Annotated in this window: 15 protein-coding genes; 4 read left to right on the top strand and 11 right to left on the bottom strand. The window is 59.3% G+C overall.

The window, feature by feature from the left end:
* Positions 1–5: 5 nt before the first annotated feature.
* From N3G78_08890 to proC, 3 genes are read right to left on the bottom strand one after another with little or no spacing between them, the layout of a single operon-like run.
* On the bottom strand, positions 6–707 hold the full coding sequence (locus tag N3G78_08890) for a DUF2848 domain-containing protein (GenBank protein MCX8118032.1): 702 nt from the start codon (positions 705–707) through the stop codon (positions 6–8).
* A 22-nt stretch (positions 708–729) separates the two neighbouring features.
* Positions 730–1,071 (bottom strand): cupin domain-containing protein, encoded by a 342-nt coding sequence (locus tag N3G78_08885; protein MCX8118031.1) that lies wholly within the window; start codon positions 1,069–1,071, stop codon positions 730–732.
* Between the two features lie 14 nt (positions 1,072–1,085).
* The gene (gene proC, locus N3G78_08880) at positions 1,086–1,931 is read right to left on the bottom strand and encodes a pyrroline-5-carboxylate reductase (GenBank protein MCX8118030.1); all 846 of its coding nucleotides are present in this window, start codon (positions 1,929–1,931) and stop codon (positions 1,086–1,088) included.
* Between the two features lie 210 nt (positions 1,932–2,141).
* Here proC and N3G78_08875 point away from each other — a divergent pair, with 210 nt between their 5' ends.
* Positions 2,142–2,606, top strand: coding sequence for a universal stress protein (locus N3G78_08875; protein MCX8118029.1), 465 nt, complete (start codon positions 2,142–2,144; stop codon positions 2,604–2,606).
* 19 nt (positions 2,607–2,625) lie between these two features.
* Complete coding sequence (locus N3G78_08870) at positions 2,626–3,264, top strand: deoxynucleoside kinase (protein ID MCX8118028.1); 639 nt, start codon at positions 2,626–2,628, stop codon at positions 3,262–3,264.
* A 92-nt stretch (positions 3,265–3,356) separates the two neighbouring features.
* Here the strand turns inward: N3G78_08870 and N3G78_08865 are convergent, their stop codons facing one another.
* The 6 genes from N3G78_08865 to N3G78_08840 are packed head-to-tail and all read right to left on the bottom strand — an operon-like array spanning position 3,357 to position 7,127.
* Complete coding sequence (locus N3G78_08865; GenBank protein MCX8118027.1) at positions 3,357–3,560, bottom strand: hypothetical protein; 204 nt, start codon at positions 3,558–3,560, stop codon at positions 3,357–3,359.
* A gap of 9 nt (positions 3,561–3,569) precedes the next feature.
* Positions 3,570–4,157: a 1-acyl-sn-glycerol-3-phosphate acyltransferase gene (locus N3G78_08860; protein MCX8118026.1), complete on the bottom strand. Its 588-nt coding sequence runs from the start codon at positions 4,155–4,157 to the stop codon at positions 3,570–3,572.
* Between the two features lie 54 nt (positions 4,158–4,211).
* The gene (locus tag N3G78_08855; protein MCX8118025.1) at positions 4,212–4,835 is read right to left on the bottom strand and encodes a 2-oxoacid:acceptor oxidoreductase family protein; all 624 of its coding nucleotides are present in this window, start codon (positions 4,833–4,835) and stop codon (positions 4,212–4,214) included.
* A gap of 45 nt (positions 4,836–4,880) precedes the next feature.
* A complete protein-coding gene (locus N3G78_08850) occupies positions 4,881–5,717 on the bottom strand; it encodes a 2-oxoacid:ferredoxin oxidoreductase subunit beta (protein ID MCX8118024.1) in 837 nt (278 codons plus the stop codon).
* Positions 5,717–6,832, bottom strand: coding sequence for a 2-oxoacid:acceptor oxidoreductase subunit alpha (locus N3G78_08845; protein MCX8118023.1), 1,116 nt, complete (start codon positions 6,830–6,832; stop codon positions 5,717–5,719). The genes N3G78_08850 and N3G78_08845 overlap by 1 nt, the downstream gene beginning before the upstream one ends.
* Positions 6,816–7,127 carry a 4Fe-4S binding protein gene (locus N3G78_08840; GenBank protein MCX8118022.1) on the bottom strand — a complete coding sequence of 104 codons (312 nt, stop codon included), beginning with the start codon at positions 7,125–7,127 and terminating at the stop codon, positions 6,816–6,818. The genes N3G78_08845 and N3G78_08840 overlap by 17 nt, the downstream gene beginning before the upstream one ends.
* Before the next feature lie 196 nt (positions 7,128–7,323).
* On the opposite strand from N3G78_08840, the gene N3G78_08835 reads away from it, so the two are divergent.
* Together N3G78_08835 and N3G78_08830 are read left to right on the top strand one after the other, a co-directional pair.
* The gene (locus N3G78_08835) at positions 7,324–7,788 is read left to right on the top strand and encodes a (2Fe-2S)-binding protein (protein ID MCX8118021.1); all 465 of its coding nucleotides are present in this window, start codon (positions 7,324–7,326) and stop codon (positions 7,786–7,788) included.
* A complete protein-coding gene (locus N3G78_08830; protein MCX8118020.1) occupies positions 7,788–9,974 on the top strand; it encodes a xanthine dehydrogenase family protein molybdopterin-binding subunit in 2,187 nt (728 codons plus the stop codon). Before N3G78_08835 ends, N3G78_08830 begins: the two co-directional genes overlap by 1 nt.
* A 69-nt stretch (positions 9,975–10,043) precedes the next feature.
* On the opposite strand, the gene icd is transcribed toward N3G78_08830, so the two are convergent.
* Both icd and N3G78_08820 read right to left on the bottom strand, forming a co-directional pair.
* A complete protein-coding gene (gene icd / locus N3G78_08825) occupies positions 10,044–11,345 on the bottom strand; it encodes an isocitrate dehydrogenase (NADP(+)) (GenBank protein ID MCX8118019.1) in 1,302 nt (433 codons plus the stop codon).
* Complete coding sequence (locus N3G78_08820; GenBank protein MCX8118018.1) at positions 11,272–12,462, bottom strand: beta-ketoacyl-[acyl-carrier-protein] synthase family protein; 1,191 nt, start codon at positions 12,460–12,462, stop codon at positions 11,272–11,274. Before N3G78_08820 ends, icd begins: the two co-directional genes overlap by 74 nt.
* Between the last annotated feature and the right edge of the window lie 2 nt (positions 12,463–12,464).

Here is a 12,464-nt window from a genome sequence, read left to right as displayed (position 1 = left end):
ATCGATCATCTCCTCAGGTAGTCGAGCACTCGGACCCGGTAATGGCAACCCAACCGCTTCCCCGTTCGAGGGTTGAAAAGCTCTGCCTCGAAGGATGGCCCGTAGAGGAAGGTCCCGGTCAAGAGCGGGATGGTTCCGGAGAAGATCATCGTTCCGTCGAGGCGCTCCTCCTTCGCCTTCTTCTTAACGAAATCGATCAGGTCCCCTGGCGAAAGGATCGCCGAAAGGGTGGCCTCCTGATAGAGGACCCTTTTCCCGGTTTCGTCTTCCGTCCAGGACCTCAGGACCATTCCATCCCAGTCCGCCTCCACCTCCGAAAACCTCCAGAGGCGGTCCGACATCACGTTGGGGCAGATCTGCTTCGATTTGAGGATGCTCACCGCCTCCAGCTCCCGGTCGGTGTGATCGCTTCCCACGCCCACATAAATCTCCTCTCCGGAGCAGAGGAGGACATATTCGGCCTCGCCGGAGGTCCGCTCGCTCACCACCTCGATCTCTTCGTCGAAGGTGACCAATTGGGTGATCATCTCGTAGGCCGTGGGCGTCGAATCCGGCGCCGGCACCCCCTCCTTCTTCAGCTCTTCGATATGGTGCCTCACCTTCTCCTGGTCCCTGCCCGTGTAGCCGGCGTTGATCATCCGTCTGACCGTGAAAAGGATCTCTTCCTCCTTACCCATGGTCTCGAGGATGAATCGAAGGGTCTTCATCTTTAGGTCTCCTGGGATCGCCTCATTTGTAGTATCGGATCTCGAAGGTGATGCATCCTCGGGGGATTTCGTAGGGTCCGTGTTTCATCCCGGGAGGCCGGCAGGCGTAAAACCCCTTACCGAAGGTCTTCTTCTTCCCAAGGTCGATCAGCTCCCCCTCAACGATATAGACCTCTTCCCAGAAGTCGTGGACGAGGGTCTCCGGGGTCCGGATTCCCGGGGGGAACTTGAGCAGCCGGGTATAGGATCCGGTCTCCGGATCGAGGCTCAGGATCTTCTCCTTGATCCCGAGGGTATCGCCCTCCACGGGCCGCCATTCGTACTCTGTGTCGATGTCGATAAATTCGATCTCCGGCTTCGCCATCTTACGCCCCCCCGTTAACCTTTCTCGTTGGTCAGGTTGTTCTTCATCATCTCGCCGAGGACCCTTGCCCGCTGGGTGGCCACCTCGACCGCGTTGATGAGGGTGGTCCTCACCCCTCCCTGCTCCAGGGTATGGAGGCCGGCAATGGCGGTCCCGCCCGGCGAGGTGACCATGTCTTTTAACTTTCCGGGATGTTCTCCGGTCTCGATCAACATCTTGGCCGCCCCCAAGACGGTCTGAGAGGCGAGGACCAGGGCATCGTTTCTTGAAAGCCCCACCTTCACCCCTGCATCGGCCAGGGCATCGATGATGAGGAAGATGTAGGCCGGACCGCTCCCGCTCAGACCGGTCACGGCATCCAGAAGCGACTCCTCGATGAAGATCGATTTCCCCACGGAATCGAAGATCGTCTTGGCCACCATCAGATCCTCTTTGGAGGCATGCCTTCCTCCGGCGATGGCCGAGATGCCCTCCCGGACCGAGACGCAGATGTTGGGCATCACCCGGATCAGCTTCAACTCCTTTCGGGCGCACGATTCGATCGCATCGAGGGGAACGCCCGCGGCGATCGAGATGATCAATTTGGTGAGATCGAGATGTTTGGCCACCTCCTCCACCACCGGCTTCATGATCTGGGGCTTGACGGCCAGGATGAGGATGTCGGAGTGCTTCACCACCTCCACATTATGGGAGGTCCCCTTTACGGCATATCGCTCTCGAATCCACTTGAGCCTTTCCGGCTTGGCGTCCGAACAGAGGATCTGTTCGGGCCGGCAGAGATGGCCGTGGAGCAGGCCGTGGATGAGGGCCTCGCCCATATTGCCCGCTCCCACAAACCCGATCTGTTTGTTCCTGAGCATGTCCTTCCTCCCGCCGAAATCCTCTTCTCAACCCTGGGGGAAGAGTCCCGAAGAAGGGCCTTCCTCCGATGGGAAAAGATTTTTGTGGAAAAGAAAGGCCGTTTTATGATAAATATGGTGAAACATAAATCTGAAAAAGAACCTTGTCAAGAAGGAAGGGCGAATCCCCGCCACCGAAACAGAACGATCGAACCCAAAGGAGGGAAGACGATGTTCAAGAAGATCCTTTTCTGCACGGATTTTTCGGAGGATTCCCACTATGCCTTCCGTTACGCCCTCGACCTGGCCAAGACCTACAAGGCCTCCCTGCTGATCCTCCACGTCACCCCGCCCCCCGTGCATCCGGAGCAACTGTCGATCTACCTTCCTCCGGAGAAACTCGAGGAGTTGAAACGGTCCCGCAAACAGGAGATGGACGACCTCCTCAAGGAGCACTACCTGAAGAAGATGGGAACCTTCAAGAACGTGAAGATCCTCATTCAGGAGGGGGAGGCCTTCATCGAGATCATCCGGGTGGCCAAGAAGGAATCGGCCGACCTCATCGTGATGGGAACCCACGGTCGCACGGGATTGGATCACGTCTTTTTCGGAAGCACGGCCGAGAAGGTGGTTCGGAAATCGCCCTGTCCGGTCATGACCGTCCGTCTCCCCGGAAAGAGATTCCGAATGCCATAGCCCTGGGCCTCGGACGAGCATGTTTCAGTATATCGTCATCGAAGGACCGATCGGCGTCGGCAAGACGAGCCTGGCCCGGTTGCTCGCCAAAGAGTTCAATGCCCGCCTCATCCTCGAAAGGCCCGAGGAGAATCCCTTCCTCCCTCTCTTTTACCAGGACCGGAGGAAGTATGCCTTTCAAACGCAGCTCTTCTTCCTCCTCAACCGGTTCCAGCAGCAACGGGAGATCGCCCAGCTCGACCTCTTCAATCAAGTGACCCTGAGCGACTATCTCTTTGCCAAAGACCGGATCTTCGCCTCCTTGAACTTGGACGACCAGGAGCTGGCCCTCTACGAACAGGTCTATTGCCTCCTCAAAGGGCAGATCCCCGATCCGGACTTGGTGATCTTCCTCCAGGCGAAGCCCGAGGTCCTCCATCAGAGGATCCGATCCCGAAACATCGCCTACGAGAAGGAGGTGGACTTCGACTACCTTCGATCCCTGACGGAGGCTTACAATTATTACTTCTTCCACTACGACCGGAGCCCCCTCCTGGTCGTCGATACGAGCGAGATCGACTTTGTCAATCGGAAAGAGGATCTCGATCAGCTCCTCCGAGAGATCCGGCAGATGCGGCGAGGGACCTGGTACTTCATTCCGATGAAATCCAGGCCGTAGGAGATCCGAAGGGGGAAAAGGGGGGGTCCGAGGAGATCCGTCTTCCGCGCAATTGCGTAGGGCCCTCCCCGGCGATCTCTTCCCAGGGTCGATTAGCCTTCTGGAGAAGAGGGCTCTGTAGGTTTAGGGGCCTCCTTCCCGGGGGCCTTTTCGGACCTCTTGCCCGCCCCCTTCTTTGCCGGTTCGCTCACGTTGGGGACAGCAGGAGGCAACAGTCCTTTGGCCCTCAGCTTCCTGCGCTTCTCCCGGCGTTTTCTCCTCCTGGCCAGTTCCCGATCCCTTTCTCGCCTCGGCATAGAACCTCCTTATCTCCCTTTGGGTAATTGGCACAACCGGCTGATCTCCTCCATCACTCGTTCGGTCAAGAAGATCGCCTCAGATTCCTTCTCTGCAAACAGAGGGGCTCCGACAGAGATCTCCACCCGCTTCCTCCATCCGATTTTCTCTCCATACCGGATCCCCACCGGCACAAAGGGGATGGGGCGATTCAATTGGGCCTGGTGTCTCAGGATCATTTGAAGGAGCCTGCTTTTGCCAGCGCCCACCCTGTCTCTGAAGTAGGTGCCTTCCGGAAAGATGACGATCCACTCCTTCGCCCTTAGCAGGGCCAGGAGCCTTTTGAAGGAACGAAGCGTTCGGATCGTTCTCTCCCGGTCCACGGGGATCCCGCCGCCCGAGGAGAGATATTGGCGGACGAGGGGAAGCCGGAAGAGTTCCTTTTTGGCCACGAAATAGAGGGGCGTTTCAAAGACGAGCCCCACCAGGGGAATGTCCACCCAATACTGGTGCTTCGGAAGGAGGATCACCGGCCCTTCCTCCGGAAGAACCCCCTGGATGACGGTCTCGATCCTGTAAAAGAGGGAGAGGACCAGCCGGGCCACAGATTTGGTCAACGCATAAACGATCGGGCTTCTTCTCATAGCGATGTCGAAGCGAGGGCGGACGGGTTAATAGGAATCCAAGAGGTCTTCTTTGGGAATTTCTGGAGGAATCTCCCGCTTCAACCATTCCTTTTTGGCCTTTCGGGCCGCCGCCATCCCGGCCCTCAGGGCGTCCCGGTTGAGCTTCTCCGTTCCCTTGGGGACCCGCGCCAGCACGGCCGACTCGATCGCTCTGGGTGAGACGATGTTGGTGAGCTGGGAGAGGGCGCCGAGGGCCACGATATTGGCCACCATCTCCCGCTTAAATTTTTCTCGGGCGATCCGGGTGAAGGGGATCTGATAGGCCCTCGGTTGTGGGACCTGGGTCACAAAGGTCGAATCGACGATGAGAAGGCCCTCCGGTTTGAGGTCTGGAAAGAATTCGTCGCAGGACTTCTGGTTCATGGCCAGAAGGAGGTCCGGTTTCATCGCCTTGGGATAGTCGATCTCCTCGTCGCTGACGATCACCTCCGATTTGCTCGATCCTCCCCTGGCCTCGGGTCCATAGCTCTGGGTCTGGGCCACATATTTTCGGTCGTAGATGCCGATCGCCTCGGCCAGGATGATCCCCATCAGGATGATCCCCTGCCCCCCTGAGCCTCCCAGTCGAATCTCGTACCGATATCCCATTCCAACTCCTTCGGATCTCATCCCCCTTCTCTTCCTCCCCTTCAGGGAAGGGGAGGCGGGGCGGGGTTAACTTCCCCCGGCGGCTTTGGCCCGTTCCTGGATCTTTTTATATTCGTCGTGGTAAACCGGAAGGTCCTTGTCGATGAGCACTCCGATCACGATTTTATCCCGCAGCTCCTCCTCCTTCATCTTGGCGGCCTTCTCCACGGGGACGGCCCGGTCGCGCTGCTGTTCCATCATCTCCACGGCCGTGCCCAAACGGTTCTGCCTCCCGTACTGGACATGGCAGTGAGAGATGACCTCCACCACGGAGAATCCCCTCTTGAGGAAGGCCTTCTCCATCAGGCTATCCAGAAGCCTGGCATGATAAACCGTCCCTCGGGCCACGAAGGCCGCCCCTGCCGTGGCGGCCAGCTCGGAGATGTTGAAGGCCTGTTCAATGTTGCTGTAGACCGTGGTGGTGGATCTCATGCCGTAAGGAGTGGTCGGAGAACTCTGACCGCCCGTCATGCCGTAGATGCTGTTGTTCAGGATCAGGGCGGTGAGATCGATGTTTCGCCGGGCGGCATGGATGAAGTGATTGCCGCCGATGGCCACCGCATCCCCATCGCCCATGATGACGATCACCTTGAGTTGGGGTTTGGCCAGCTTGATCCCGGTGGCGAAGGTGAGGGCACGGCCGTGGGTGGTGTGAAGGGTATTGAAATCGACGTAGACCGGAAGGCGGCTCGAACAGCCGATGCCGGAGACGAGGACCACCTCGTCTTTCGTGTAACCGATGCGGTCGATGGAGCGGATGAGGGAGCCCAGCATGATGCCGATCCCGCAGCCCGGGCACCAGACGTGGGGAAATTTCTTGTCGTGGCGAAGGTACTTGTGGATCAGCTTCGTGATCTCCGGCATCAGCTGACCTCCTCGATCCGGTTCAGGATCTCCATCGGCGTGATGATCGTCCCGTCCACCTTGTTGAGGGTGAAGACCCGGGCGATGCCCCGGTTGACCCGCTTCACCTCGCGGGAGATCTGGCCCATGTTCATCTCGGGCACGATGAGGATCTTCGAGGTCTGGAGGACCCTCTCCACGGCCGTCCGCATGAAGGGCCAGAGGGTGGACAGTTTGAGGAGCCCGACCTTCAACCCCTTCTCCCTGGCCTCGATCACGGCCCGTTTGGCCGACCGAGCCACGCATCCGTAGGCGACGATCGTGATGTCGGCATCGTCGGTCAGAAAGAATTCAGCCTTCTGGATCTCGGAGAAATGGGAGCTGATCTTTCGATGGAGCCTCGCGATGAAGGGCCCGATCTCGTCCGGCCTCGAGGTGGGAAAGCCCCGGACGTCGTGCGTCAGGCCGGTGACATGGTAACGATACCCCTCTCCGAAATTGGCCATGGGCGGAACGCCGCTCGGGGTGTCCTCGTAGGGGATGTACCATTCGGGCGGCATGGTGGGCTTGACCCGGTTGACGATCTCGATCTCCTCCTCGTCGTCCAGGACCATCTTCTCCCGCATATGGCCCACCACCTCGTCGATGAGGAGAATCACGGGGATTCGAAACCTTTCGGAGAGGTTGAAGGCCCGGATGGTCATGTCGTAACATTCGCGGACCGTCGAAGCAGAGAGGACGATGATGGGGTGATCGCCGTGCGTTCCCCATCGGGCCTGCATGACGTCGCCCTGGGCGGGGAAGGTGGGTAGCCCGGTACTGGGGCCTCCCCGCATCACGTTGACGATGACACAGGGGATCTCCGCGATGATGGCCAGCCCCAAATTCTCCTGCATCAAGGAGAATCCGGGACCGCTGGTGGCCGTCATCGCCTTCACCCCTGCGAGGGAGGCGCCGATGACCGCGCCGAGGCTGGCGATCTCATCCTCCATCTGGATGAAGACGCCATCGACCTTGGGCAACCGGACCGATAATACCTCGGAAATCTCCGTGGCCGGTGTGATGGGATAGCCGGCAAAGAAGCGACACCCCGCTCGAAGGGCCCCCTCGGCGATGGCCTCATTGCCCTGGAGCAACAATTCTCTCCGGGGAGACCTCCTCTTCCCTCTCTGGCTCTCTCTCGTCACCTTTTTCCTCGACCCTTGTCTTCTCTCTGTCTTTCGTCTCCACGGTGATGGCAAAATCGGGACAGCGGATCTCGCACCATCCGCAGTTGATGCACTTTTCGAGTTCCTTCACATAGGGATATCCGGCCTCGTCCTTGGCCAGGACCCCTGTGGGACAGAAGGCCACGCAGATGCCGCAGGCCTTGCACCAGGCCTTATAAATATCGATCCGGGGCGGCTGTTTCGGTTTCTTCCCTTCGGCCATTTGGACCCTCGTCCTCGAACCCTTTTAAATTCACTCCTAACATATTTAAACCGAAAACAAAAGGCCTGTCAAAGCCCCGAGATCCTATCCACTCCCTCCGCAAACCCGATTTTCGCATTGACAGAAATCGGAAAATTTGATAAGGGTCAATCCCTGAACGGGGATCTCCGAAGACTCGGAAGAAAGGAGAGAGAAGATGGTTACGTTGAATGTCAACGGCAAGAAGGTAAACGTCGACGTGCCCGAAGAGGCGACGCTTCTTTGGGTCTTGAGGGATCACCTGAAGCTCACGGGCACCAAGTACGGGTGCGGCATCGGGGAATGCGGGGCCTGCACCGTCCATATCGATGGCAAGGCAGAGCGCTCCTGCACGATCTCGGTGGGACAGGTCAAGGGGAAGAAGATCACCACGATCGAAGGCCTTCCCGAGACCCATCCGGTCAAGAAGGCCTGGATCCAGGAGCAGGTGCCCCAGTGCGGCTTCTGCCAGCCAGGGATTATCATGCAGGTGGCCGCCCTCCTCGCAAAGAAACCCACTCCCACGGCCGACCAGATCATCGCCCAGATGGACGACGTGATCTGCCGTTGCGGGACTTACCCGAGGATCAAGAAGGGCATTCAGACCGCGGTGAAAAGCCTGAGAAAGGAGGGCAAAAGATGATGACCCCTGCCATCTCCCGTCGTTCTTTCCTGAAACTGGCCGGCTTTAGCCTTGCCGTGACGGTTACCCCTTTCGGATATGAGATCCTCAATGCCTCGGAGAAGAGGGACCTGATCACGTTTAACCCCAATGTGTGGCTCCACCTCACCTCCGATAATAAGGTGACCATCGTCATCGGAAACTCCGAGATGGGGCAGGGCGCCTTGACCGCCCAGGCCATGATCCTGGCCGACGAACTGGAGGCCGACTGGAAACGGGTCACCATCAAACAGGGACCGGCGGCCGACGCCTTGAAGAACCCCGTCCTGGGAGCCCAGATCACGGTGGCCAGTGCCAGCGTGAGGGCGTTTTACGATCCGCTGCGAAAGGCGGGGGCAGCGGCCCGGGCCATGCTGATCCGGGCGGCCGCAGAGACCTGGAACGTCCCTGAAACGGAGTGTCAAGCGGTTCTGGGAACGGTGAGACACGAGAAGAGCAAGCGCTCCCTCACCTATGGCCAACTCTGCGAGAAGGCGGCCAAGTTGGAGGTGCCCAAAGACCCTCCTCTGAAAAAAGAGGAGGAGTTCCGTTACATGGGCAAGCCCATGCCCCGGTTCGACGTTCCGGAGAAGGTGAGCGGCAAGGCGATCTACGGCCTCGACGTGGACATGAAGGACCTCCATTATGCGGTGATCGCCCGTCCGCCCGCCTATGGCGCAAAGGTCATCTCCTTCGACCCGAAAGGCGCCGAGCAGGTGAAGGGTGTGGTCAGGGTGATCCAGATCCCCCAGGGCATCGCCGTCTGTGCCACCTCCACCGAGGCGGCCTTGAAGGGCAGAGAGGCCCTCAAGATCCAGTGGGATAAGGGGACGCACCCCGATATGGACAACGCCTCCATCGAGAAATTGATGATGGAAGACCTCGATAAACCCGGAGCGAAGGTCCACGAGGTGGGAGATGTGAGAAAAGCCCTCGGCGAAGCTGCCAAGAAGGTGGAGGCCACCTACTACATCCCGTGCGTGGCCCATGTGACCATGGAGCCGATGAACACCACGGCCTATGTTCAGGATGACCGCTGCGACATCTGGACCCCCACCCAGAACCAGACCGGCGTCCGCGGGATGGCCGCGGGCATCACGAAACTTCCTCCCGACAAGATCCATGTCCACACCACTTTCTTGGGTTGCGGACTGGGAAGGCGCGCCTTCGGAGACTTCGTGGCCGAGGCGGTCACGATCTCAAGGGAGCTCAAAAGACCGGTCAAGGTGATTTGGACCCGGGAGGACGACATCAAATATGATCGCTTCCGGGCGCCCATGACCCACCGGATCCAGGGGGCCCTCGATGCCCAGGGGCAGTTGACCGGCTGGTCTCATAAGACCGCCTCCATTTCGATCATGAGGCCGGTCAACCCCGGCCTGATTAAAGGAGGTATCGACTACTACAATCTCTGGGGCCTCTGGAACGTGGCCGACTCTCCTCACTGGAACGACCGGATTCAATACGAGATCCCGAACCTCTACATCGAATTCGTCATGACCGACCTCCCCATCCCCTGCTGGCCCTGGCGTTCGGTCCAGAACGCGCCCAATGCCTTTGCCATCGAATCCTTCCTCGATGAACTGGCCCATGCCGCCCGCAAGGACCCTGTCGAATTCAGGCTCCAGCTCTTGAAGAACAACAAGCGCGCCAGCCGGGTGCTTCAGACCGTGGCCGAGAAGGCGGGATGGGGAAAACCGATTCCAAAAGGAATGGGACGGGGCATCGCCCAGCATGCCTGCTTCGGGACCTGGATCGCCAAGGTCGTGGATCTCTCGGTCGATAAAAACACGGGGAAGATCAAGGTCCATCGAGTCGTTGCCGCGGTCGATTGCGGACCTGTGGTCAACCCGGGCCCGCTCGTGGAACAGATCGAGGGCGGAATCATCCTGGCCCTCAGCACCGCCCTGAAGGAGGAGGTGCAATTTGCCAATGGAGGGGTGGCCTCGGCCAATGTGGATGACTACCCCATCCTCCGGATGAGCGAGGTCCCCGAGATCGAGGTCCACATCGTCAAGAGCACCGATCGAATCGGCGGGATCGGGGAGTTGGGGGTCACCGCAGTGGCCCCTGCGGTGGCCAACGCCTTCTTCAATGCGACAGGCGTCCGGATCAGGCGGATCCCCCTGACCCCGAAAGTCGTGATGGAGGCCCTGAAGAAGGCCTGATCTTCCGAGGCCTCGGGCAGACCCTGAGGGGTGGCGCCCTCGGAGGAGGGCGTCACCTTTTTTATTTTCTCAGAGGTTTTCGATGAGGGCGATGGCGAACTCCGAGCACTTCACCTTTCTGGCCTTCTTCATCTGGCGGGCCAGATCGTAGGTGACGATCTTCTGGGCAATGGTCTTCTCGAGGGCCCGGGTGATGGCCTCTGCGGCCTCCTTCCACCCTAAATAGTCGAACATCATCACGCCCGAGAGGATCACCGAGGAGGGATTGATCACATCCTGGTCTGCATACTTGGGCGCGCTCCCATGGGTGGCCTCGAAGACAGCCGCCCGATCTCCGATGTTGGCCCCGGGCGCCATGCCAAGCCCTCCCACCTGGGCGGCCAGGGCATCGGACATATAGTCTCCATTCAGGTTGGGCATGGCCAACACATCGTATTCCTCGGGTCGAAGCAGGATCTGCTGGAACATCGCATCCGCGATCCTGTCCTTCATCAAGATCTTTCCCTCTGGGAGAGGACCGTTTCCGATCTCGTTTTCAAAGACGACCTTATCCCCGAACTCCTCCCGGGCCAGCTCGTAGCCCCAGTCCCTGAAGGCGGCCTCGGTGAACTTCATGATATTTCCCTTGTGGACCAGGGTGACGCTCTTTCGGCCGTGCGAGAGGGCATACTGGATCGCCCTCCGGACATGGCGTTTCGTCCCGAAGCGGCTGATGGGTTTGAGGCCGATCCCGGAATCCTCGCGGATCACCTTGCCCATCTCCCTTTGGAGAAATTCCCTCAATCGCAGGGCCTCTTTCGATCCCTCTCTCCACTCGATCCCGGCATAGACATCCTCGGTGTTCTCCCGGAAGACCACCATATCGACCCTCTCGGGGTGTTTTACCGGGCTGGGCGTCCCAGGGATATATTTCACCGGCCGGATGCAGCAGTAGAGGTCGAGCCTCTGCCTGAGCATCACGTTGAGGCTCCGGAACTCCCCTCCCACCGGCGTGGTCAGAGGCCCCTTGATGCCGACCTTATATTCCCGAATCGCCTCGATCGTCTCCTCCGGCGCCCAATCCCCTTTTACCCGGAAGGCCTTCTCCCCCGCATAGACCTCGAGCCAGTGGATCTTTCTTTTCCCCTCATAACACTTCGCCACGGCCGCATCGAAGACGCGAACCGATGCCCGCCAGATGTCCGGTCCCACGCCATCCCCTTCGATATAGGGGATGATGGGTTGCTCAGGGACGATCAGCCTCCCCTCCGCATCGTAGTCGATCTTCTGTCCATTCATCTCCTCTCTCCTCTTTCTCTCAGCGATCGAAACGGCCGAAGGCCAGGGAGGTGCAGTTGCCCCCGAAGGCGAAGGAGTTCGAGAGGACCACATTCACCTCGATCTCCCGGAAACGCTCCGGAACGTAATCGAGATCGCAATCCTCGTCGCCTTCCCGGTGATGGAGGGTGGGAGGAACGAATTGATTCGTAATGGAAAGGACGGAGGCCACCGCCTCGATGGCCCCGGCCGCTCCCAAACAGTGCCCCACCATCGACTTGATCGAACTGACCGCGATGGCATAGGCCTTCTCTCCGAAGGCCTTTTTGATCGCGACGGACTCCACCCTGTCGTTAAGGGGCGTGCCGGTTCCGTGGGCATTGATATGATCGACCTCCGCGGGTGAGACCCCTGCCTCCTCCATCGCCATCCGCATCACCCGTGCCTCCACCGTGCCCTCGGGCTCGGGCGCGGTGATGTGATGGGCCTCCCCGGCGATCCCATAGCCTAAAAACTCCGCAAAGACCCTCGCCCCTCGTCTCAGGGCCTCTTCGCCATCCTCTAAGACGAGGATGGCGGCGCCTTCGCCCAAAGACATCCCCGCCCGGTTCCGATCAAAGGGTTTGCAGGGGGTTGGGTCCATCGCCTTGAGGGCGTTAAACCCCCCGAAGGTGAGCTCACAGAGGGCCTCACTTCCTCCGCAGACCACGGCCTTGCAGTCACCCTTCCGGATGAGGTCTGCCGCATAACCAATGGCGGTGGCCGAGGAGCTGCAGGCGGTCGCGATGGTCATCCTCGGTCCTGAAAATTGGAACCTCTCGGCAATCCGGCTCGTCGTGAAACTCGGGATGAAGGGCAGGACGAGAGAGGGTTTCGACCGTCCCTTGAGGAGGACCTCCCGGTGATAGGCCTCGGCCTCGAACATCCCGCCCGCGCCTGCGCCGAGGCAGACGCCTATCTCTTCTGAAGGATAGCAATCGACTCCGGAATCCCTCACCGCCTCCTCTGCCGCCATGAGACCCAGCTGATCGGTTCTCGATAACCTCTTCAACTCCTTCTTTTCAAAATAGGCTTCGGGACGATAATCTCTTATCTCGGCTCCAATCTGAGAAGGATATTTTGAGGGATCGAAGAGCGTGATCGGCCCGATTCCCGAACGTCCCTGTTTAAGGGATTGGTAAAACTCCTCCACGTTTTTTCCTATGGAACAAAAAACCCCCATCCCTGTAATGG

The sequence above is a fragment of the Thermodesulfobacteriota bacterium genome, assembly GCA_026415035.1.
Lineage (GTDB): Bacteria > Desulfobacterota > BSN033 > BSN033 > UBA1163 > RBG-16-49-23.
Note: the sequence above shows the minus strand (reverse complement) of the source record. Positions and strands in the feature narration are given on the sequence as shown.

Excerpts from the sequence above, each read along its gene's own strand:
- N3G78_08830 (MCX8118020.1), top strand. The coding sequence starts at position 7,788 with ATGACCCCTGCCATCTCCCGTCGTTCTTTCCTGAAACTGGCCGGCTTT.
- proC (MCX8118030.1), bottom strand. The coding sequence starts at position 1,931 with ATGCTCAGGAACAAACAGATCGGGTTTGTGGGAGCGGGCAATATGGGC.
- N3G78_08870 (MCX8118028.1), top strand. The coding sequence starts at position 2,626 with ATGTTTCAGTATATCGTCATCGAAGGACCGATCGGCGTCGGCAAGACG.
- N3G78_08835 (MCX8118021.1), top strand. The coding sequence starts at position 7,324 with ATGGTTACGTTGAATGTCAACGGCAAGAAGGTAAACGTCGACGTGCCC.
- N3G78_08890 (MCX8118032.1), bottom strand. The coding sequence starts at position 707 with ATGAAGACCCTTCGATTCATCCTCGAGACCATGGGTAAGGAGGAAGAG.
- N3G78_08855 (MCX8118025.1), bottom strand. The coding sequence starts at position 4,835 with ATGAGATCCGAAGGAGTTGGAATGGGATATCGGTACGAGATTCGACTG.
- N3G78_08840 (MCX8118022.1), bottom strand. The coding sequence starts at position 7,127 with ATGGCCGAAGGGAAGAAACCGAAACAGCCGCCCCGGATCGATATTTAT.
- N3G78_08875 (MCX8118029.1), top strand. The coding sequence starts at position 2,142 with ATGTTCAAGAAGATCCTTTTCTGCACGGATTTTTCGGAGGATTCCCAC.
- N3G78_08865 (MCX8118027.1), bottom strand. The coding sequence starts at position 3,560 with ATGCCGAGGCGAGAAAGGGATCGGGAACTGGCCAGGAGGAGAAAACGC.
- icd (MCX8118019.1), bottom strand. The coding sequence starts at position 11,345 with ATGTGGTCCTCTCGAACTCCTTCGCCTTCGGGGGCAACTGCACCTCCC.
- N3G78_08850 (MCX8118024.1), bottom strand. The coding sequence starts at position 5,717 with ATGCCGGAGATCACGAAGCTGATCCACAAGTACCTTCGCCACGACAAG.
- N3G78_08885 (MCX8118031.1), bottom strand. The coding sequence starts at position 1,071 with ATGGCGAAGCCGGAGATCGAATTTATCGACATCGACACAGAGTACGAA.